Origin of the sequence: Streptomyces sp. NBC_00873 (assembly GCF_045207415.1) — a bacterium.
GTDB lineage: Bacteria > Actinomycetota > Actinomycetes > Streptomycetales > Streptomycetaceae > Streptomyces.
Genome location: NZ_CP108803.1, coordinates 8,122,325 through 8,140,772, shown reverse-complemented (window position 1 = coordinate 8,140,772; position 18,448 = coordinate 8,122,325). Strand labels below are relative to the sequence as shown.

At 68.5% G+C, this 18,448-nt stretch carries 18 protein-coding genes and 1 pseudogene; 5 read left to right on the top strand and 14 right to left on the bottom strand.

The genetic code is table 11. From position 1 onward, the window contains the following. Positions 1-220 precede the first annotated feature (220 nt). The 6 genes from OH809_RS37595 to OH809_RS37570 are packed head-to-tail and all read right to left on the bottom strand — an operon-like array spanning position 221 to position 5,871. Entirely contained in the window at positions 221-985 is a 765-nt protein-coding gene (locus tag OH809_RS37595; RefSeq protein ID WP_406416774.1) for an ABC transporter ATP-binding protein, read from the bottom strand. Then, positions 985-1,782 (bottom strand): ATP-binding cassette domain-containing protein, encoded by a 798-nt coding sequence (locus tag OH809_RS37590; protein ID WP_406416776.1) that lies wholly within the window; start codon positions 1,780-1,782, stop codon positions 985-987. The genes OH809_RS37595 and OH809_RS37590 overlap by 1 nt, the downstream gene beginning before the upstream one ends. After that, positions 1,779-2,606, bottom strand: a complete 828-nt coding sequence (locus OH809_RS37585; RefSeq protein WP_406416777.1) for an ABC transporter permease — start codon at positions 2,604-2,606, stop codon at positions 1,779-1,781. The genes OH809_RS37590 and OH809_RS37585 overlap by 4 nt, the downstream gene beginning before the upstream one ends. Continuing rightward, positions 2,603-3,568: an ABC transporter permease gene (locus OH809_RS37580; RefSeq protein ID WP_406416779.1), complete on the bottom strand. Its 966-nt coding sequence runs from the start codon at positions 3,566-3,568 to the stop codon at positions 2,603-2,605. The genes OH809_RS37585 and OH809_RS37580 overlap by 4 nt, the downstream gene beginning before the upstream one ends. Further along, complete coding sequence (locus OH809_RS37575) at positions 3,568-5,085, bottom strand: ABC transporter substrate-binding protein (RefSeq protein ID WP_406416781.1); 1,518 nt, start codon at positions 5,083-5,085, stop codon at positions 3,568-3,570. The genes OH809_RS37580 and OH809_RS37575 overlap by 1 nt, the downstream gene beginning before the upstream one ends. A gap of 48 nt (positions 5,086-5,133) precedes the next feature. Then, positions 5,134-5,871, bottom strand: a complete 738-nt coding sequence (locus tag OH809_RS37570) for a DUF1684 domain-containing protein (RefSeq protein ID WP_406416782.1) — start codon at positions 5,869-5,871, stop codon at positions 5,134-5,136. Between the two features lie 694 nt (positions 5,872-6,565). Between OH809_RS37570 and OH809_RS37565 the strand changes: the two genes are divergently transcribed. Both OH809_RS37565 and OH809_RS37560 read left to right on the top strand, forming a co-directional pair. Further along, the gene (locus OH809_RS37565) at positions 6,566-6,865 is read left to right on the top strand and encodes a hypothetical protein (RefSeq protein ID WP_406416783.1); all 300 of its coding nucleotides are present in this window, start codon (positions 6,566-6,568) and stop codon (positions 6,863-6,865) included. 214 nt (positions 6,866-7,079) lie between these two features. After that, the gene (locus OH809_RS37560) at positions 7,080-7,514 is read left to right on the top strand and encodes a CBS domain-containing protein (RefSeq protein ID WP_406416784.1); all 435 of its coding nucleotides are present in this window, start codon (positions 7,080-7,082) and stop codon (positions 7,512-7,514) included. Positions 7,515-7,703: 189 nt separating this feature from the next. Here the strand turns inward: OH809_RS37560 and OH809_RS37555 are convergent, their stop codons facing one another. Beyond that, the gene (locus OH809_RS37555; protein ID WP_406416786.1) at positions 7,704-8,405 is read right to left on the bottom strand and encodes a hypothetical protein; all 702 of its coding nucleotides are present in this window, start codon (positions 8,403-8,405) and stop codon (positions 7,704-7,706) included. After that, complete coding sequence (locus OH809_RS37550; protein ID WP_406416787.1) at positions 8,398-8,982, bottom strand: RNA polymerase sigma factor; 585 nt, start codon at positions 8,980-8,982, stop codon at positions 8,398-8,400. The genes OH809_RS37555 and OH809_RS37550 overlap by 8 nt, the downstream gene beginning before the upstream one ends. A gap of 337 nt (positions 8,983-9,319) precedes the next feature. On the opposite strand from OH809_RS37550, the gene OH809_RS37545 reads away from it, so the two are divergent. Further along, complete coding sequence (locus OH809_RS37545) at positions 9,320-9,763, top strand: hypothetical protein (RefSeq protein WP_406416788.1); 444 nt, start codon at positions 9,320-9,322, stop codon at positions 9,761-9,763. A gap of 382 nt (positions 9,764-10,145) precedes the next feature. Then, a complete protein-coding gene (locus tag OH809_RS37540; protein WP_406516107.1) occupies positions 10,146-10,478 on the top strand; it encodes a hypothetical protein in 333 nt (110 codons plus the stop codon). A gap of 162 nt (positions 10,479-10,640) precedes the next feature. Here OH809_RS37540 and OH809_RS37535 read toward each other — a convergent pair whose 3' ends face one another. The 5 genes from OH809_RS37535 to OH809_RS37515 all read right to left on the bottom strand — a co-directional run bounded on the left by OH809_RS37535 (position 10,641) and on the right by OH809_RS37515 (position 15,070). Next, the gene (locus OH809_RS37535; RefSeq protein WP_406416789.1) at positions 10,641-11,540 is read right to left on the bottom strand and encodes a serine/threonine-protein kinase; all 900 of its coding nucleotides are present in this window, start codon (positions 11,538-11,540) and stop codon (positions 10,641-10,643) included. Beyond that, the gene (locus tag OH809_RS37530; protein ID WP_406416790.1) at positions 11,537-13,399 is read right to left on the bottom strand and encodes an ABC transporter ATP-binding protein; all 1,863 of its coding nucleotides are present in this window, start codon (positions 13,397-13,399) and stop codon (positions 11,537-11,539) included. Before OH809_RS37530 ends, OH809_RS37535 begins: the two co-directional genes overlap by 4 nt. Before the next feature lie 68 nt (positions 13,400-13,467). Continuing rightward, the gene (locus OH809_RS37525; RefSeq protein WP_406416792.1) at positions 13,468-13,617 is read right to left on the bottom strand and encodes a hypothetical protein; all 150 of its coding nucleotides are present in this window, start codon (positions 13,615-13,617) and stop codon (positions 13,468-13,470) included. Positions 13,618-14,589: 972 nt separating this feature from the next. Further along, a complete protein-coding gene (locus tag OH809_RS37520) occupies positions 14,590-14,835 on the bottom strand; it encodes a hypothetical protein (protein WP_406416794.1) in 246 nt (81 codons plus the stop codon). Further along, positions 14,819-15,070 (bottom strand): DUF6400 family protein, encoded by a 252-nt coding sequence (locus OH809_RS37515; protein ID WP_406416795.1) that lies wholly within the window; start codon positions 15,068-15,070, stop codon positions 14,819-14,821. The genes OH809_RS37520 and OH809_RS37515 overlap by 17 nt, the downstream gene beginning before the upstream one ends. A gap of 246 nt (positions 15,071-15,316) precedes the next feature. On the opposite strand from OH809_RS37515, the pseudogene OH809_RS37510 reads away from it, so the two are divergent. Next, positions 15,317-15,640: pseudogene (locus OH809_RS37510) on the top strand (IS1380 family transposase); the annotation flags it as partial. A gap of 48 nt (positions 15,641-15,688) precedes the next feature. Here OH809_RS37510 and OH809_RS37505 read toward each other — a convergent pair. Next, positions 15,689-18,322, bottom strand: a complete 2,634-nt coding sequence (locus tag OH809_RS37505; protein WP_406424757.1) for a SpoIIE family protein phosphatase — start codon at positions 18,320-18,322, stop codon at positions 15,689-15,691. Between the last annotated feature and the right edge of the window lie 126 nt (positions 18,323-18,448).

Genomic DNA, 18,448 nt, shown 5'->3' with positions numbered 1-18,448 from the left:
GCGAACTCGCCGCGGGCGGTCTCAGGTCTACTTGCGAGGAATGCGCGGATCCGGCCCAGCGTGGCCTCTTTTTCCTGTTCTGGCAGGACGAGCGCCCCCGCGCGCGCGTCGCGATTGTCGCAACGAGAGAGTCGGTGCCGACGGAGATCACGCCGGACGGACCGCCGGCCACTACCGCTCAGCGGAGGCGATACCGGAACCTCGTGATCGCACCCACCGGTCACACGGGCAGGCGCGGCACGCTGTCGACCAGGCGACGTGTGTACGGGTGCGCGGGAGCACCCAGCACCTGCCCGGTTTCACCCTGTTCAACAATGTGGCCGCTCTCCAGGACGGCGGTACGTTCGCACAGCGAGGCCACTACCGACAGGTCGTGGGAGACCATGACGAGAGTCAGGCCCTGCTCCTGCTTCAACTCGTTCAGCAGGTCGACGACTTTGACGCGGGTCGTGACGTCGAGTGCGCTGACGGGTTCGTCGGCGAGCAGCACCCGCGGGTCGCACACGGTTGCGCGGGCAATCGCGATGCGCTGGCGCTGGCCGCCGGAGAACTCGTGCGGATAGCGTTCGGCGGCGTCGGCCGGGAGTCCGACCCGCTCCAGTGCTTCGGCCACCTTGGGCGCGGCCGTGCTCCGGCTGTCGATACCGAGGGAACGCAGTGGTTCGGACACGATGCCGCCGACGCGGCGACGCGGGTCCAGCGACGAGTACGGATCCTGGAAGACACACTGCACACTGCGCCGGAAACGCCGCATCTGCTCGCGGTCGCACGGTTTCAGCTCGTCGCCGTCGAACCGGACGGTGCCGGAGGTTGCCCGGGCGAGCCCGAGCAGCAGCCGCAGCAGAGTCGTCTTGCCCGCTCCCGATTCGCCGACGAGGGCAAGGCTGTGCCCGGTCTCGACGGTGAAGGAGATGTCCTCGACGACGGGTGCGGTGTGTCCCCGGTAGGCGAAGGAGGCTCCGTTCAGCTCCAGTACGGGCGTCATCACGCGTTCCTCAGGTCAAGAGCCGATTCCAGCTGCCGCGCGCTCGCCACCAGCGCCTTGGTGTACTCCTCACGCGGCTCCCGCACGATCGTGCGGACGTCGCCCTCCTCCACGGCGCGGCCGTCCTTCATCACCACGACGCGATCGGTGACCTTGGAGACGACTGCGAGGTCGTGGCTGACGAAGAGAACGGCCATGTCCCGTTCCCGTACGAGGGTGTCGAGCAGGTCGAGCATGTCGGACTGCACGGTGACGTCGAGCGCGGTCGTCGGCTCGTCCGCGATGAGCAGCTTCGGGTCGCATGCCAGTGCCATGGCGAGCGCGATGCGCTGCCGCTGCCCGCCGGAGATTTCGTGCGGGAAGGCACGGGCGATGCGGTCGGGCTCGGGCAGCCGCACCTGCTCCAACGCGTCCACGACAGCCCGCTTCAGCTCGCCGCCCCTCAGCCCTCGCCTTCTGCCCAGCGGTTCGGCGATCTGCCTGCCTACACGCATCAGCGGATCGAGTGCGGTGAGCGGCTCCTGGAAGACGATGGCGACGTCCCGGCCGCGTACGCCCGTGAGCTGTTTCTCGCTCGCGCCCACGATCTGGATGCCGGCGAGCTCGACACCGCCGGTGGCCGTCATGCTGTCGGGCAGCAGGCCGAGCACGGCGAGGGTGGTCAGCGACTTCCCGGAGCCCGACTCTCCGATGAGGCCGAGTCGTTCGCCGGGAGCGATGGTCAGCGAGAGACCGTCGACGAGCGTGCGCCCGTCTGCCGTACGGATCCCGAGGTCGCGCACGTCGAGGATGTTCATGCGCGCCTCCGTCGGGCCGCCGGGTCGAGGGAGTCGCGCAGTCCGTCGGCGATGAGGTTCACGCCGATGACGAGCAGGACGAGCAGGATGCCGGGGGCGAGCGCGCCGGCCGGGGCCGTGGTGAAGGTGGCCTGCGCCTCCTGGAGCATGCGGCCCCACGAGGCGTTGGGCGGCGGTGCCCCCAGACCCAGGTAGGACAAGCCGGCCTCGGCCAGCACCGCGAGCCCGAACTGGAGGGCCAGGTTCACCACGAGCGTCGGCCAGATGTTGGGCAGCACATGCCCGGTCACGATCCGCGGCCACGAGGTGCCGGACGTGCGCGCGGCCGTGATGTAGTCCTGCGCCAGGACCCGCTTGACCAGAATCCGCACGAGCCGCCCCACGACCGCGCTCTGCGCGAGGCCGATCGCCAGCACGGCCGACCCCAGTGTGGCCGAGTGGGCGGCGACGATGAGCATCGCCAGCAGCAGCGTCGGAAAGGCGATCAGGATGTCGAGGAACGCGGAGAGCGTGTCGTCCAGCCAGCCCTGGGCGAACGCGGCCAGCACCCCCAGTGTGACGCCGACCGCGGCCGCGATGAGGACCGAGCCCAGGCCGGCCTCGAAGGCGACCCGGGAGCCGGTCATCAGCTGGGTGAACAGATCACGGCCGAGCTTGTCGGTGCCCAGCAGATGTCCCGCGCCGGGGCCCGTGAGCCGCCCGCCGGACGTGTCGTCGGCGGCGTACGGGACCCAGACGGCCGAGACCAGCGCAAGCAGAGCGATCAGGCCGACCAGTACGCATCCGACGCTCAAGGTGGACGAGCGCTTCGTCGACTGCTTCATCGGGTACCTCCCGAGAGCCTGCCCCGCAGCCGCGGATCGATGATCCGCTGCACGAAGTCGGCCGCGAAACCGATGATCAGCACCGCGAGCGTGGAGACGAACAGCACGCCCTGGATCACCGGATAGTCGTGCTGTGCGATGCCGGTCGCGAGGAGGGAGCCGAGGCCGGGAAGCGCGTACACCGACTCCACGACCACCGCGCCCAGCAGCGTGGACGCCAGCTCGATGCCGAGGATCGAGATCACCGGTACCGAGGCGTTGCGCAGCCCGTGCCGCCACATGGCCTGCCCGAACGACGAGCCCAGGGCTCGCGCAGTGCGCAGATAGTCGCTGTCCAGTACGTCGAGCGTGGCCGACCTGACGTAGCGGATCAGTGAGGCGCTCATCACGAGCGCGATGGTGATGACGGGCAGGGCGAGTGAGCGGATCGCCTCGGCCGGCTGTGACCAGCCGTCCTGCGGGAAGCCGCCTGCGGGAAGCCAGCCGGCGTTCAAGGCGAACACGGCGATGAGGATCATCCCGAGCCAGAACACGGGCACGGCGATGCCCAGTTGGGAGACTCCACTGAGCAGCGCGCCGTACCACGTCCCGCGCCGGTGCGCGGCCACGAAGCCGACCGGGACGGCAATGAGGACTGCCAGGACGAACGCGGTGAGCGTCAGCGGGATGGTGACGTTCAGCCGCGAACCGACCTCGGGCGCGACCGGCAGCGAGCTGACGAACGACGTACCGAGGTCACCGCTCGCCAACTGCCCGATCCAGTGGACGAACTGTTCGGGCAGCGGCTTGTCGGAGCCGATGGAGTGCCGCGCCGCCGCTATCTGCTCGGGGCCGGCGCCCACCGAGGTGAGCGCGTTGGCGGGGTCGCCCGGCAGCATCCGCAGCAGCACGAACAGGACCACGCTCGCGAGCGCCAGCGACACCAGCAGGAAGGCGAGACGGCGCAGGAGATACCGCGCCATCAGCCCTTCTCGATGTCGTAGGCGAAGAACTGCGAGTTGAGGCCGTTGACCGGGTACCCCGAGAGCTTGCTGTTCGCCACGACGATCTGCGGGTACAGGTACAGCCAGTCGCTGGCCGCGTCCTCGGCGGTCCGGCGGTTGACCTTCTTCAGCAGCTCGGTCTGCTCAGCTGTGCCGGAGGCCTGCTCGGCCTGTTCGACCCACTTCGTGACCTGCTTGTTGTCGTAGCCCCAGTAGAAGTCGGGGTTGCCGTACCAGACCAGGTCGCGGTCGTTGACGTGTTCCTGGAGCGTGGCCGTGAAGTCGTGGTTCTTGTAGACCTTCGTGTACCACTCGTCCGGCGTGATCGTGTTGATCTCGACAGTGATGCCGACCTTGGCGAGCTGCGACTTGATGAAGGTCGCCGCGGTCGGGTGCGGGTCGTAGTTCGGGGTGTCGAGGGTGAAGGTGAAGCCGTTCTGGTATCCGGCCTCGGCGAGCAGCTTCTTGGCGCGCGCGGTGTCGTAGCCGTTGACCTTGGTGAGGTCCTCGTACCAGGGGTCGGTGGGCGGCACCATCGAGCCGATGAGCTTGCCGTAGCCGCCCCAGACGGACTCCAGCAGCTTCTTGTCGTCGATGGCGGCGGAGACGGCCTGGCGGACCTTGACGTCCGTGAACGGCTTGGCCTTGTCGTTGAAGGCGAGGAGCAGCTTGGTCGTCGAGTTGCCGTCGTTGACCTTGTAGTTCTGGTTGCTCTTGAACTGGTCGAGGGCGTCGGGCGACTGCTCGCTCGTGACGACGTCCACGGCGTTGGTCAGGAGCGCGTTGTTCAGAGCGGTCGCGTCCTTGTAGTAGTGGAAGACGACCTGCTTGTTCTTGGCAGCTTCGCCCCAGTAGCCGGCGAACCGGTCGAGGCTGAGAGCGGAGCCGTGGGTCCACTTGTTCAGCTTGTACGGGCCGGTGCCGTCCTCGCTCGTCTTGAGGCTCTTCGCATCGGAGTTGATGATCCACACGTAGGAGAGGTTGTAGACGAAGGAGATCGACTTCTTCGACAGCTGGACCTTCACCGTGCGCGCGTCCGGTGTCTCGAAGGACTTGATGACCTCGAGATTGCTCTTGCGGGCGGACTGCGAGTCCTTGGCGATCACCTTCTCCAGGCTGTACTTGACGTCCTGGCTGGTGAGTTTCTTCCCGCTGTGGAACTTCACGCCCTCGCGCAGGGTGAAGGTGTACGTGAGTCCGTCGCCACTGACCTTGTAGTCCTGGGCGAGCAGGTTCTCGACCTTGCCGTCGTCGGTGAGCTTGAACAGCCCTTCGTACACATTGCCGTTGAGCGCCTCGGTGACGCCCTGACCGCCACCCGCGGTGTTGTCGAGATTCTGCGGCTCGTAGAGCGAACCGATGTTGACCGTGGCGTTCTTGTCGTACGCCCCTCCGGCGGCGGCGCCGCCGTTGGAGCCCCCGCCGCAGGCGGTGAGGGTCAGGGCGAGGGCAGCAGCGGTGGCGCCGCCGTACAGGGAGGTCTTCTTGATGCTCATGAGGAGTACGCGCTTTCGTGCTGCGAGGCGGGAGTGCGAGGGGGGTGATCAGTGCTGCGCGAGGAAGCCGTCGCGGAAGACGGGGCGCTTCTCGCCGGCCTCGACGGGCAGGTGGAAACGGTTCTGCCGCGGCGGCATCGGACAGTTGTACTGGTCGGAGAATCCGCAGGGCGGCACGAAGGCGCGGTTGAAGTCGAGAAGGACACGGCCTTCGCCGACGTGGGTGACGAAGAGGAAGCGCCCGGCGCCGTAGGTGGTGTCGCCGTTGGTGGGGTCACCGAAGACGAGCAGCAGGGTGCCGTCGTCGTCGAAGGCGCTCAGCGTGTAGTCCCGGCCGTCCAGGGTGAGCACGATGTCTCCCGGCACGGCGAGGTCACGGGTGCCACCGTTGTCCCGGATGTGCTCGAACCCGACCCGCCGGGCACCGGGCACCGGGGTGTACGAGGCCTCCAGCACCCAGGCCGGGTCGTACGGGAAGACGTCGGTGCGATCGAAGTTCTGGATCGCGGGCGACTGTGCGTCCCAGAAGCGCAGACCGTGCTCGGGGGCGCCGGTGACGAAGTCGGTGCGCTCGACCGTGGTGACCGTCACCGTCTCCGGCTGTCCGGCACGTGCCGCATCGGGGTCGGGGCGCTCACCGGCGGGGGCCCAGCGGGTCTCGACGAGAGCGAGGTTCCCCGCGGGTGAAGTGACCGAGCGGCGCCGCTCGGCGCGCCATGCCTCCCAGTCCGCGGCGGGGTCGGTCGGCTGATCCGGGACGGCGGCGTGGGGCACGGCTTTACTCATTCACGTAGACGATCGCTGGCTGCCACACGTCGAATGTCACGCTGTGTGAAATTCAGCCCAAAGGACCTCCTTTATCTTCCATAAGGCGAACTAATGTCAAGTCGGACTACATAGTGAGACCGGGGCGGGAGACGCAGGTCTTGCCCGCCATCGACAGGCAGGCGTCGAATCCGAACCGCTGCCCACATCACAGCCGTCCTCCCGGCCGACCGCATCGACAGTGTGCGCGCACCGAGAGTGACCGGAGCCCCGTCGTCGTCGATGCCGCACATGCCGGCCGCCCGCAGTCGTCTCCGTGTCCGTCTCGACCGGATCCCGCCATTCCCTGCGGCGCAGCCAGGTGCGACGCCACCTCTGTCCGGCGTTCCTGCCGGCGCGGATCGCACCATAACCTGACGTACCATCAGGAAGCTTGCTGCGGAACTCTCTGGAGGCAGGAGAGGCGTTCGGCGCGTGCGGCTCCCGTGCGGGTGGGCCGGGAACGCAGGCAAAGGGGTTCGAGGGGCGTCAGGCATGCCGTCACTACCGGTTCGCAGCCGGGCGCACATCTCGTACCGCACGAATCGCCCTCGAGCGGGCCGGTGGACGCACGGCAGCGTTGCTCGGCGTGCGGCGTGCGGCCTGCCGGAGCACGCTGGTACTGAGGCTGCTTGTCTCCCCCGACCGGCAGCCGGCCAGGAAAGAGGTGGCAGCCATGTTCGCGAGGCTGAGCACCTATCAGGGTTCACCGGTTCCCGCGGAGGGAGACCTGACCGCGAACTGGGAAGCGATTCTCGAGCAGATCCGGGAAGATTCCGGCTTCCGGGGCATGTACTACCTCGTCGACCGAGCCTCCGGAAAGGCCACGTCCCTGACTCTGTGGGATGACGAGCAGGCCATGCAGGCCAGCGAGGACCGGGCCACCAGGCTCCGCGAGGAAGTCGCCCACAGGGAAGGCCAACGGGTTGTCTCGGTCGAGCGCTTCGAGGTGGGATTCGGTCACGTGGAGCCATAGCGGTCAGCGGTCCGGATGTCGGCCGCGCCGCGCATTCGCCGGGCCGACACTCACGGGCGACGGCACATGACGGGGTGCACGAGCGCCCGGATCCGTGCCCGGTCGCGGCCGATTCGGGATCCACTACTTTGCCGACGCATCCGGGGAGCGATGCTGAGCCATTCGTGTTGTGATCGATGACGGAGGGGCAACGCTGTCGAGGACGGAGGAAATCATGGCTGCCAAGCTGCGAGCGCGAGACATCATGTCCAGCGGTGTGCAGTGCGTCGGAGCGCACCAGTCGCTGCTGGATGTGGCGAAAATGATGCGCGATCTCAACGTCGGTTGCCTGCCCATCTGCGGCGACAACAACAGGCTCACCGGCTTGATCACCGACCGTGACATCGTCATCACGTGCTGCGCCGAGGGCATCGAACCAGCGACCGTGCAGGCCGGGTCCCTCAGTGCCACGGTCCACTGGATCGATGCCGAAGCGGATGCCTCCGAGGTCCTGGCGACCATGGAGGAACATCAGATAAAGCGGCTGCCGGTGATCGACGTCCAGAGCGGCCACCGCCTGGTCGGCATGATCACGGAGGCCAACCTCGCGAAGAACCTGAGCGACGAACAGATCGCCGAGTTCGCGAGCCGCGTGTACGCGACCGCTTAGACGTCCGGTCAGTCCGCACATCGCACATTGAGGCGTCTCGCCGAACCTCGGAAGGAGATACCCCCAGGTTATTTCCTCCGGGGTGCGCGTCCGCTTCGACGGATCGAGACGGCGTCGCGGCCGGGACAGGCATGGTTGACAGCTACCGAGAGTTTGTTCACGGTCCGTCGCGCCGATCCCCGCCCCTGCTCAGCGGTGGGACTGTCCGAAGGTGGCGTCGGCGAGCACGGAGCCGTCAGCGGTGAACAGGCGGACGCTGGTGACCGGCGCCGTGCCGGAGGGGTAGGGCGCGCCCCAGGCACCGTACCCCTCCTTGAGGGCGAAGGAACCGACCTGGAAAGTGGAGCCGTCGGCCCGCTGCAGCTCGCACCGGACGGTGCCGGAGTGCCCGTCGGCGTCCACCGCCATGTACAGCCAGGGCGAGGCTCCGGTGTAGAGGAAAACCTGCCCGCGCGACTCGCCCCCGTGGGCGAGTCGGGCGGTGAGCAGCTGCGGCTGCACCGGAGAGACGATCGGCGCGACCGGGGCCGGACGACCGGCGTACGCGCCGAGCACCCAACCACCGCCACCAAGGGCAAGGCCCGCCGCGGCTGCCGCCGCAGCGAGGGCGAAGCGCCGCCACCGTACGCGCTGGCGCGGCCGTCGCCCGGAGGGCAGTCCCAGGCGGTCGATCACCCTGTCCTCGAAGCCGACCGGCGGTTCGCTTCCCGGGACAAGATCCAGCAGTGCGTCCGCCGTGGCCACCAGCTCGTGGACGTATTCGCGGCAGGCGGGACAGTGCTCGAGGTGGTCCATCGCCCCGGCCCGCTCCTTGGCCGGCAGAACGCCGAGCGCCAGCTCCGCACCGATCTCCCGGAGCTGCTCACAGGTGAATCCGCGGGTCTCAGTCATCGTGGTCCGCCTGCCTGGTTGCGAGGGACACGCGGAGCTTGCCCATGGCTGCCCTGATCCGGGTCTTGGCGGTACCGAGCGGGATCTTCTCGAAATCGGCGACCTGCTGAGCCGTCATCCCGTAGATGCCCGCCATCACCAGAGCACGTGCCTGATCGCGCGGCAGCGCGGCAACCGCTCGACGCAGTTCCGCCGCGGCTTCGGCGGAGAGCGCCTGCCGCTCTGGCGTGCTGGTGACGGTCTCCATCATGTTCTCCAGGTCTGTGGGGTCGACTGGAGTGGCCTTGCGGGCGCGTACGGCGTCGATCGCAAGGTTATGCGCGATGGCCGCCAGCCACGTGGGCACCGATCCCCGGCGCGGGTCGTAGACCTGAGCGTGTCGGCAGGCGCGCTCGAAGGTCTGCTGAGCGATGTCCTCGGCGAGCTGGACGTCTCCGACCACAGCGACGGCCACGCCGAAAACCCGGCGCTGGAACCGCCGGACGAAGGCCACGGCGAACTCGGGATCGCCGGTCATGAGGCCGGCCAGCAGCGCTTCGTCGGGCACCCGCTCCAGGGGAATGCCAATCCTGCGCATACTCCTTACGTAACACGAGCCCCCAGGGATTGCCTCCGCCCGGCAGCCCTCGGCGCTGCCGAAGAGCTGGGACAGGACCCGCGTCGCGGTCCATGTACCGGAGCATCCTGGCGAGAACGCGCCACGTCGATCTACCCGAACCCGAACCCGAACCGGGCCGATCATGAACCCTTGGCCCGGCAGCACCGTAGGTAACAAAGGCACGCACTTACGAACGGCCGACCGGTTCCAGGACCGGAAGGCTTGGCGGGCACCGGAAACGCCCCGGCGTGGCCCCGGTCCGCAGCCCCTGCCAGAAGCACGGCGGCGTCGGCCGCCTCGAACCCCTGGAGTCGTGATGACGTCTCGCACGACCCACCTCGCGCTGCGCGGGACCGCAGCGTCCTGCGCCCTGGCCAACGCGGTGATCCATCTCTCGCTGGTCCCCTCCCACCTGACGGAGATGCCCTACATCGGCATCCTGTTCCTGGTCGGCAGCCTGGTGATGCTCGGCGTCGCCGCAGGGCTCGTCCTTCAGAGGCAACCGCTCGGCGTATGGCTGATCGGGGCAACTGCCAGCATCGGCATGATCATCGGATTCCTGCTGTCCCGCACCGTCGGGTTGCCGGACTATCGCGAAGCCGGCTGGGAGCCGCCGTACGGCGTCCTGTCCCTGGTGGTGGAAGGCATCTTCGTTCTCACCTTTCTGGCCTGGCTCAAGGAGGGCGGCGCCGGGCGGCTTGCGGATCTGCGGCCCCGCGAAGCTCCCCGCATGAAGGCTCCGTCGGCGCGGTTGCCGTAAACGGGGACACAGCCCCGTTTCGTCACCTCCGCCCCCTTCACAGACTCCGCTCGCGCACGTGAAGATGTGCACATTTCTTCCGCTTTGCGAAGTTGTTACCTGTGCGGGTGGTGCGTCCCTGAACGCGGTCGTAGCGTCGATACCGGAACAACCGCTGAGAAGGGGCCGGCAGCACCGTCCGGCGTCTGCTCCGGATTCGCAGTTCGCGCCCCGGGGCTGACCAGGCGTACAGGTAAGGCCAGATGGGCTCGGAGAGAGACGGCTGGGAGCGGACATGCAGAGACACAAGCTGAAGGCAGCGGTATTGATCTGTGCCGCGGCATCGCTCGCAACAGCGGTCGCGCCGGCATCCGCTTCCACAGGGACACGGTCACCCGCCGACGTGGTGATCGTCGACTGCTTCTCGCATCCTCAAGTACGCCCGAACGAGTTCTTGATCGCCTGCGGGGATGGCAACAGCATCCTCACCGCACTCCGGTGGTCGGATTGGAAACCGAATTTCGCCGCGGGCCGCGGGCTCAACGTAGTGAACGACTGCCGGCCGTTCTGCGCCGCCGGCACGTTCCACTCCTACCCCGTGACCGTCAGACTCGACCGCTCGGAGCCGCTGAAGAAGCATCCTCACCAACGGCACTACACCCAACTCCACCTCGTCTTCACCGACAGCAGGCCGTCGGAGATGCCGAGAGTGGTGACATACCGTCTCTGGACCTGACGGTTCTTCCATCCTTTGGCCGACCATTACTCGGCCGTGGACGTGGCGGCGGCCACTGCATGACCTGCCCGCTCATCCGCGAACCCGTCGACTTCTGACGTCCCGGTTTCCTGCCTCGCACATCGCCCGCCCGGCGATCGCCGTAAGGGGCTGTCTGCCGTGTCAGTCGCCCCCCGGCGGAGCAATGTGGCGTCGCTGCCGAGGCAGAGTCGCATCAAGGACGGCGGCGAGTTCGGGAATCGTGGGCCTGGCAGCAGGATCGTGCCGGAGGCAGCTGTCGATGGCCATGGCGAGGCCACGCGGGAGGCGTCGGCGGGACCGGATGGGCGGAACAGGTTCCTCGAGCTGCGGATACCAGTCGTCCTCGCCGCCCGTGTCGTCGCCGTCGTCGGTCCCGTCCGTGGTGACGCCGACATCGAACGGCACGTCGCCTACGGCGACTTCGTACAACGCTATGCCGATGCCCCAGACATCGGCCGCGGCCGACAGCGGCCCGCCACGCGCTTGTTCGGGAGCCATGTAGCAGAAGGTACCGACGCCCGGAGGGGCGCTCCCGGGCGGTCGTGCGACGCTCAGGTCGAGCACTTTGGCGTGCCCGCAGTCGACCACGACGTTGGACGGCTTGAGGTCCAGGTGCAGCAGGCCGTGACCGTGGAGGTAGTGCATCGCGGAACACAGGTGCACGCCGAGGAGGGCCACGTCCGCGGCGGCCGGCCGCCGGCGCAGGCGGGCGATGAGGTGGGCCAGCGTTTCGCCTGTCAGCGTTTCCAGCACGACGAGCGGCTGGGGCGACTCGAAGGTCTCGTAAGCGCGGACCAGGTGCGGATGGGTGAATGTCCGGAGCCAACGGCCCTCTCGCAGCAGCCGGTCACGCAGCTGCTCCTCGTGGCGGTGGTCGGGGCGCAAGACCTTCACGACGCATCGGCAGTCCCGCTCCTCGCTCCAGGCGTCGTAGAGGTCGAGCCAGCCGGTCCGGGCCAGGTGCGCCAGGACCTCGTACCCCGGCGCGGGGATCGTTCCGGGCGCGAGGGGCGGGCCCGGTCGGACTGTCGCACGTCTCATGAGAGAACCTTCCGAGCGGGTGGGGAGTCGGAGAGGGCCTGGCCGGTCACTCCGTTCAGCCGGTGAAGCCGGGCGTAGGCCCCTTCGCGCAGGAGCAGTTCTTCGTGCGTGCCGCGCTCGACGACCCGGCCATGGTCCAACACCACGGTGGAGGTGGCGTCGCGGGTGGTGATCAGATTGTGGGAGATGACGATGGTGGTCCGCCCGGCCATGAGCCGGCGCAGCGGTTCCATGATCCGGCGGCCCGACCGGGTGTCCAGGCCGGTGGTCGGTTCGTCCAGGATCAGTACGGGCGCGTCCCTGATCATCGCGCGGGCGATCGCGAGGCGCTGGGCCTGCCCGCCGGACAACGTGCGGCCGCGCTGGCCCACTACGGTGTCGTAGCCCTCGGGAAGCAGCTGGATGAAGTCATGGGCGTCGGCGGCGCGCGCCGCCGCGACAATGTCCGCCTCTGCCGCGTCCGGGCGGCCGTAGGCAATGTTCTCCCGTACGGTGCCGTGGAACACGAGCGTCTCCTGCAGTACCACCGCGACGTTCTCGCGCAACTCGGACAACTGCAGGTCCCTGAGGTCGGTGCCGTCGAGGAGGATCGACCCCTGATCCGGATCGTAGAAGCGCAGTTGCAGCTTCCCGACCGTGGATTTTCCCGCACCGCTCGCACCGACCAGCGCCAGCGTCGTGCCGGGCGTCACCTGGAACGACACGTCGGACAGCGCCCACCGGGACGTACCCGGATAGCGGAAGGAGACGCCACGGAATTCGACGTCGCCCCGGGCCCGCCCGATCCTCCGGGCGTCGGCGGCTTCGACGACCTGGGGGCACTGGTCGAGCAACTCGATGATCCGCTCGGCGGAGGCGGACGCCGCGTAGAACGTGTTGGTGAGGTGGGACAGGTCGCGGATCGGACTGTAGAGGCTGCTCAGCAGCGCGAGGAAGACCAGCAGCCCGCCCAGCGTGAACTGCCCCTGGGCCAGCTTCCACGTGCCCAGGCCCATGACGGCAAGCGCGCCGGCCAGTTCGATGACCTCGACGATCGGGCTGTAGACAGCACGGATGCGCGCCGAGGCCATCGCCGCGCGGAACTTGCCCACGCTCTCGCGTGCGAACCGGTGTTCCTCGGTCTCCTGCCGGTTGTACGCCTGCACCAGCGCGATGTTGCCGAGCGACTCCTCGGCGATCGCGCTGATCGAACCGCTGCGCCGCCGCCGCTCCCGCGATGCGGCCTTGATCAGCCGGGAGAAGCGGCGGGCCGCGCACCAGAAAAGCGGCACGATGACGAGCGCGAGAATGGTCAGATCCCACCGCAGGTAGAACAGCAGCCCCAGGAAGACACCCAGCCGGATCACGTAATAGAGGCCGTCCGCCACCCCCGAGAGGAGGAACGTCTCGACCGCGTCGACATCACCCGTGATACGCGACAGCACGTCCCCCAGCCGCCGCCGTTCGAAGAACCCGAGCGAGAGGCCCTGGACGTGCCGGAACACATCCGACCGGAGGGCCAGCAGGAAACGCTCGCTGACCCAGGTGGACGTCACATCGTCGGCGAACCCCAGAGCGCCGGAGCCGATGATGAGCCCTGTGTATGCCAGGGCGATCCAGAGGAAGGGACGCAGATCGCGCGGAACGAGAACGTCGTCCACCACGATCTTGAAGAGCCAGATCTCGGCCGCGTCGACGACGGGTCCGATCATGCTGAAGACGAGTATCGGAATGAGGAAGCGCCGGCCACCGCGTGTGTAGGGCCAGAAGCGCCGGAACGCGTCACGCGGGGCGACCGGCGGCGCGGCGGCGACGACCGCGTCGGGATCATCGGCCACCGACAGCAGCCGCCGCAGAACATGAAGCGAGACACGCCTCATAGACGCGTTCCTCAAGATCGTCGGCTGAGCGGTCCAGAAGCCCTGGCCCGCTCAGTCGTCCTGTGCAGTCACCAGTGGTGACCGTGCTGGGAGTGACGACGGTGGCGACGCTGACCCCTTCCGTGCTCGTCGAATCCGTGGTCGCCGAAGTGCCTCGACGTCATGTCCCTCTCGTCGTGACGGTGTTTCGCGGGGATGAGGAAACTGAAGATCGCCATGAGCTTTCCTCCTGAAGAGGCTTCCAGACGGGATACGCTCCAGAGCCCTCGCGGGATTGCCTTGGTTCGAGAAATTTTCCTGCCCGAATCCGCCTCGCCCGGGCACCGGCTGCCGTCGAGGGAGGGGGACTCCTCCCTCCCAATCTGCCGCACGCGGCTGAGATGCTGTCGGGGGCGCATCCGGTCCCGCGGCCGCGGCCATACGCGCGCAGGGAGAACTCACTACGGAGACCTCGACGGGCTCGTCCACAAGGCCTACCACCAAGCCATCGATCGCTACAGTCAGCAGCGCAAACAGGCTGCGGACCGCTTCTCCGACGCTCGCGACCGGCTACGGGCCTGCATCAACAACGGAGTCGCCAGCGGCCCCGACGAAGCGCCGGCCCGGCTGATGTTGCGTACGGGCCCCGCTGACTACGCGACGCGAAGGCAGCCGCGCTCCACAGCACACTGACGGAGCGCCAGATCGCTGTCTGCACCGCGATCCTGGCTCTGGGGCAGGTCCAGGGCCACTTCGCCCTCCCGGACCTGCCGCGCATGCTCGCTGCCGGTTTCGTCGCGAGGGAGCACGCCTCCCGGATGGAGGTGCTCGCCGGCCGCCGCACCCACGCCGAGGTGATCGCCGCCCTGCGTGCTACGCCCGCGCCATCACCGGCCACGACCTGGCAGACAGCCCCTGACGCGTCCGGGCCGGTGGTCGACCGCATCGAGGAGACCGACGAGGCCGTCCGCAACCGTCTCGGCGACGTTCCGGTCACCCTGCCCGGCCCCTCGCTGAACCGGCTCTGCCGCAGGTCGCCCGTTCGCCGCAGCGGGCGGCGATCGGGTGCTCTCCTCAGACGACCGGCTCGCCGATGCCCAGCATGTTCCCCTCGCTGTCACGGAACCGGAGCCAGGCACCGCGTCGCCCCGTGCGCCCTACGGCTCATCGTCGTGGGATGTGGACCGGGCGCCCTTGCCCTCCGTCGTCGGTCAGAAGCCGGGGGCGCTGTCGTCGCCGCAGGTGATGCCAAGCCGCGTGTTCACTGACCACATGTGCGTGCACTGCGGACACTGAAGGTGAACGACCGGCCCCTTGGTGGATATCAAATAGCGCCAGTGATCAGCGCAGTTACGGCGGTCGGCGCAGGTCCCACAATGGCGGGCGTCGTCACAGACGGGGCAGGCCATCCAGGCGCGGCGGGCGACGTCCGCCTGTGGGTCAATGGGCAGCTTCACGGCCCGGCCCCCTTCCTGGCAGGACACCGGCCGCCACCAGCAGGTCGTAGGTGCGCTGCTGCTCGGCGTCCAGGCCCGAGTAGAGGAGTGCGTACGCCTCGTCCTCGCCTTGGAGAACGGTGACCGGGTCCCAGTCGGGCCCGAGTGCGGCCACGACCTCGGCCCGTCGCCGGGCTTCCTCGAAGGTCAGATCGATCGTGAAGGGTATGAGATCGGCGGAATCTTCCTTGTTCATGGCGAAACTTCCGATGCGCTGGTGGAATCCCACATGTACCAGGCGACCACAGCAACGGGGAAGGGTGACCTAAGTTGCCCTGGGGTGACGCAGCGCCCGGCCCATCGGCGAGGAATCCTCGGATCAGCTGACAGGGGTGGGGCGTTGCCGGCGCCAGAGCCCCGACGGCAGACACGGTCCACGTACGGCACTGTGACGTACTTCACGGCCTGCCTCACGGAATGGCCGGGTCCGCCGGGGTGCTCCCTTCGCCAGGGGGCACAGGTCGCCGAACTGACCGGCCTGGTCGATCTTCCCGGCTACCCGGACGGCACCCGCTTGATCGTGCGCCGCGAACGCCCTCATCCCGGCGCCCAGCTCTCCCTCTTCGACCAGGACGAAGGCATGCGCCACCAGATGTTCCTCACCGACACCGGCTACGAGGGCGGCGGACCCATCCAGTATCCGGAGGTCCGGCACCGCGGACACGCCACCGTCGAGGACCACATCCACTGCGGCAAGGACACCGGCCTCGGCCGCTTCCCCTCCCGCCACTTCCCGGTGAACGCGGCCTGGCTGGAGCTGTCCCTCCCCCGGACCCGGGCGCTGCCCCCGATCGACGGAGGTGACCGCCCGCGGTCACAGTGTTGGCTCGCCCCACTGATCCAGCAGGATGTCGCCCATGGCGTCACCGGGCCCGGCTGCGGCGTCGTCCAGGGACTGTTCGGTCCAGATGACCTTGCCGCGGGCGGTGTACCGGGTGCCCCAGCGCCGTGCGAAATGGGCGACAAGGAACAGTCCTCGGCCGCCCTCGTCGGTGGTGGCCGCGCGGCGCAGGTGCGGGGAGGTGCTGCTGCCGTCGGAGACTTCGCAGATCAGGCTGTCACGGTCGTACAGCAGGCGGAGCCGGATGGGTTCGGTGCCGTAGCGGATGGCGTTGGTGACCAGTTCGCTGAGTATGAGCTCGGCGGTGAAGGCGACCTGATCCAGCCCCCAGGACTCCAGCTGGCGGGCGCAGGCAGCGCGGAGAGGGGCGACGGCAGCGGGTTCGGAGGGCACGTCCCAGTCGGCGACCCGGTCCGGGTCCAGCAGCCGGGTGCGGGCCACCAGCAGGGCGATGTCGTCGCTGGGGCGGGCGGGCAGCAGGGCGTCAAGTACCGCCTGACAGGCCTGCTCCGGGGTCTGGTCGGGGTGAGCCAGAGCCTGTCTCAGGAGTTCGAGGCCGGTGTCGATGTCGCGGTCGCGGTTTCCGATGAGCCCGTCGGTGTACAGGGCCAGCCGGGAGCCCTCGGGCAGGTTCAGTTCGGCGGTCTCGATCGGCAGGCCGGCGCCCAGGCCAAGGGGCGGGGAGACGGGCACGTCGGGGAAGGTGACGGTGCCGTCGGGGTGCACAAGGGCAGGTCCGGGATGGCCGGCCCGGGCGATGCTGCAACGGCCGGAGACCGGGTCGTAGATCGCAAACAGGCAGGTGGCACCGGTGATGCCTTCGCTCTCACTCTCGGCGGCCTCGTTCTGGTCGATGTGGGCGACCAACTCGTCCAGGTGGCCCAGGAGTTCGTCAGGGGACAGATCAAGGGCACAGAAATTGTGGACGACGGTGCGCAGGCGGCCCATGGTGACAGCCGCATGCAGGCCGTGCCCGACGACATCGCCGACGACCAGGCCGACGCGGGCGCCGGGCAGCGGGATGACGTCGAACCAGTCCCCGCCCACCCCGGCCTGAGCGGGCAGGTAGCGGTGAGCCACGTCCAGGGCCGACTGCTCGGGCAGGCTGTGGGGCAGCAGGCTGCGCTGCAGGGTGACCGCCATGGAGTGCTCGCGGGTGTAGCGGCGGGCGTTGTCGATCGCGACCGCCGCACGGGCGGCCAACTCCTCGGCGAAGGACAGATCCTCCTCCGCGAAGGGCTCCTTCTCCGAGCGCCAGAAGTCGACCATCCCCAGCACCACGTCGCGGGCCTGCAACGGTACGGTGATCAGCGAGTGGATACCGAAGTCCAGGACGCGCTGCTGCCGCTCGGGGTCCAGCGCCTGCCAGTCCGGCGCCATGCTCAGATCGGGCTCCAATACGGCATGACCGCTCTGCAGCCCCTGCGCCTGCGGCATCGTCGGCAGGAACGTGATCATCTCACCCGCCGGGTACAGCGGGTGGTCGTCCCGGACGCCGCGCACGGCGGTACGGTGCATGGTCAGGCTTGCGCCGTCCGGTTCTTCACCCCGTCGAACCGCATCCAGCAACTCGACGGTGACGAAGTCGGCGAACCCGGGAACCGCGACCTCAGCCAGCTCCTCGGCGGTACGCACCACATCCAGCGTGGTACCGATCCGCACCCCGGCGTCGTAGAGCAGTTGCAGGCGTTCCCGCGCCACCTCGGCCCGGCCCGCCACCGCGCGTAGCTCAGTGGTGTCCCGCAGTGTCGCCACGCCACCGGTCGGCCCCCCGTGCGGGGCGGTCGGCCGCAGGTTGACCGCCAGCAGCCTCTCACCCGCCAGGATCACCTCGTCGGTGACCGCTCGGCCCGAAGCCAGCAGTGTGGCAGTATGCGGGGCCAGGCCGAGGTCGGTGACCCGCCGGCCACGCACGTCCTCGGGTAGATCCAGCAGTCGGCACGCCTCGTCGTTGGCCAGCAGCAACCGCCCCTCGCCACTGATGACGAGCACCCCTTCCCGAACCGAGTGCAGGACCGCGTCGTGGTGCTCGTACATCCGCGTCATCTCGGCCGGATCCAGACCGTGCGTCTGTCGCCGCAGTCGCCGGCTCACCAACGCTGACCCGCCCATGACCAGTACCAGCCCGCCGGCGGCGGAACCGAACAGCAGGGGCAGCTGTTCCGCCACGTGCTCGTTCACGCTCTTGACCGCGATACCGACGGACACCAGCCCGACGACCTTACCGTCGGTGTCGAAGACGGGGACCATCGTGTACACCGCGCGGCCGATCCCGGGCGTGTTGTAGGTACCCTGGTGCACCTTGCCGTGGAGCGCTTCGGCGTAGGAGCCGACGACGCGCTTGCCGATCAGGTTCGGGTCGGGGTGGGTCCAACGGACGCCCGCCGGACTGAAGGCGATGATGTAGTTGAGTTTGGCCAGCTTCCGGACTTCCTCGGCGCGCGGCTGAAGTAGGGCACTGGGGTCGGCGGATTTCATGGCTTTCAGCGTCCCCGGGGCGTGCGCGAAGGCTTCGGCGCCGACGAGCGAGCGTTCACGGGCCGTCTGCAGGCTCGCACTCCGGGCCTGTAGTACGAGGGCCGCCACAGCAGCGACGACGAGCAGCATGACGACCGTTACCTGCAGGATGAAGACTTGGCCCGCGACGCTGTGCACGCTCAGCACAGAGGGTAGGCGTGCCGACGGCCGATGCGGGGCCTCGTGGCCGTCCTTGGGCCGGGCCGGCTGCCCGAT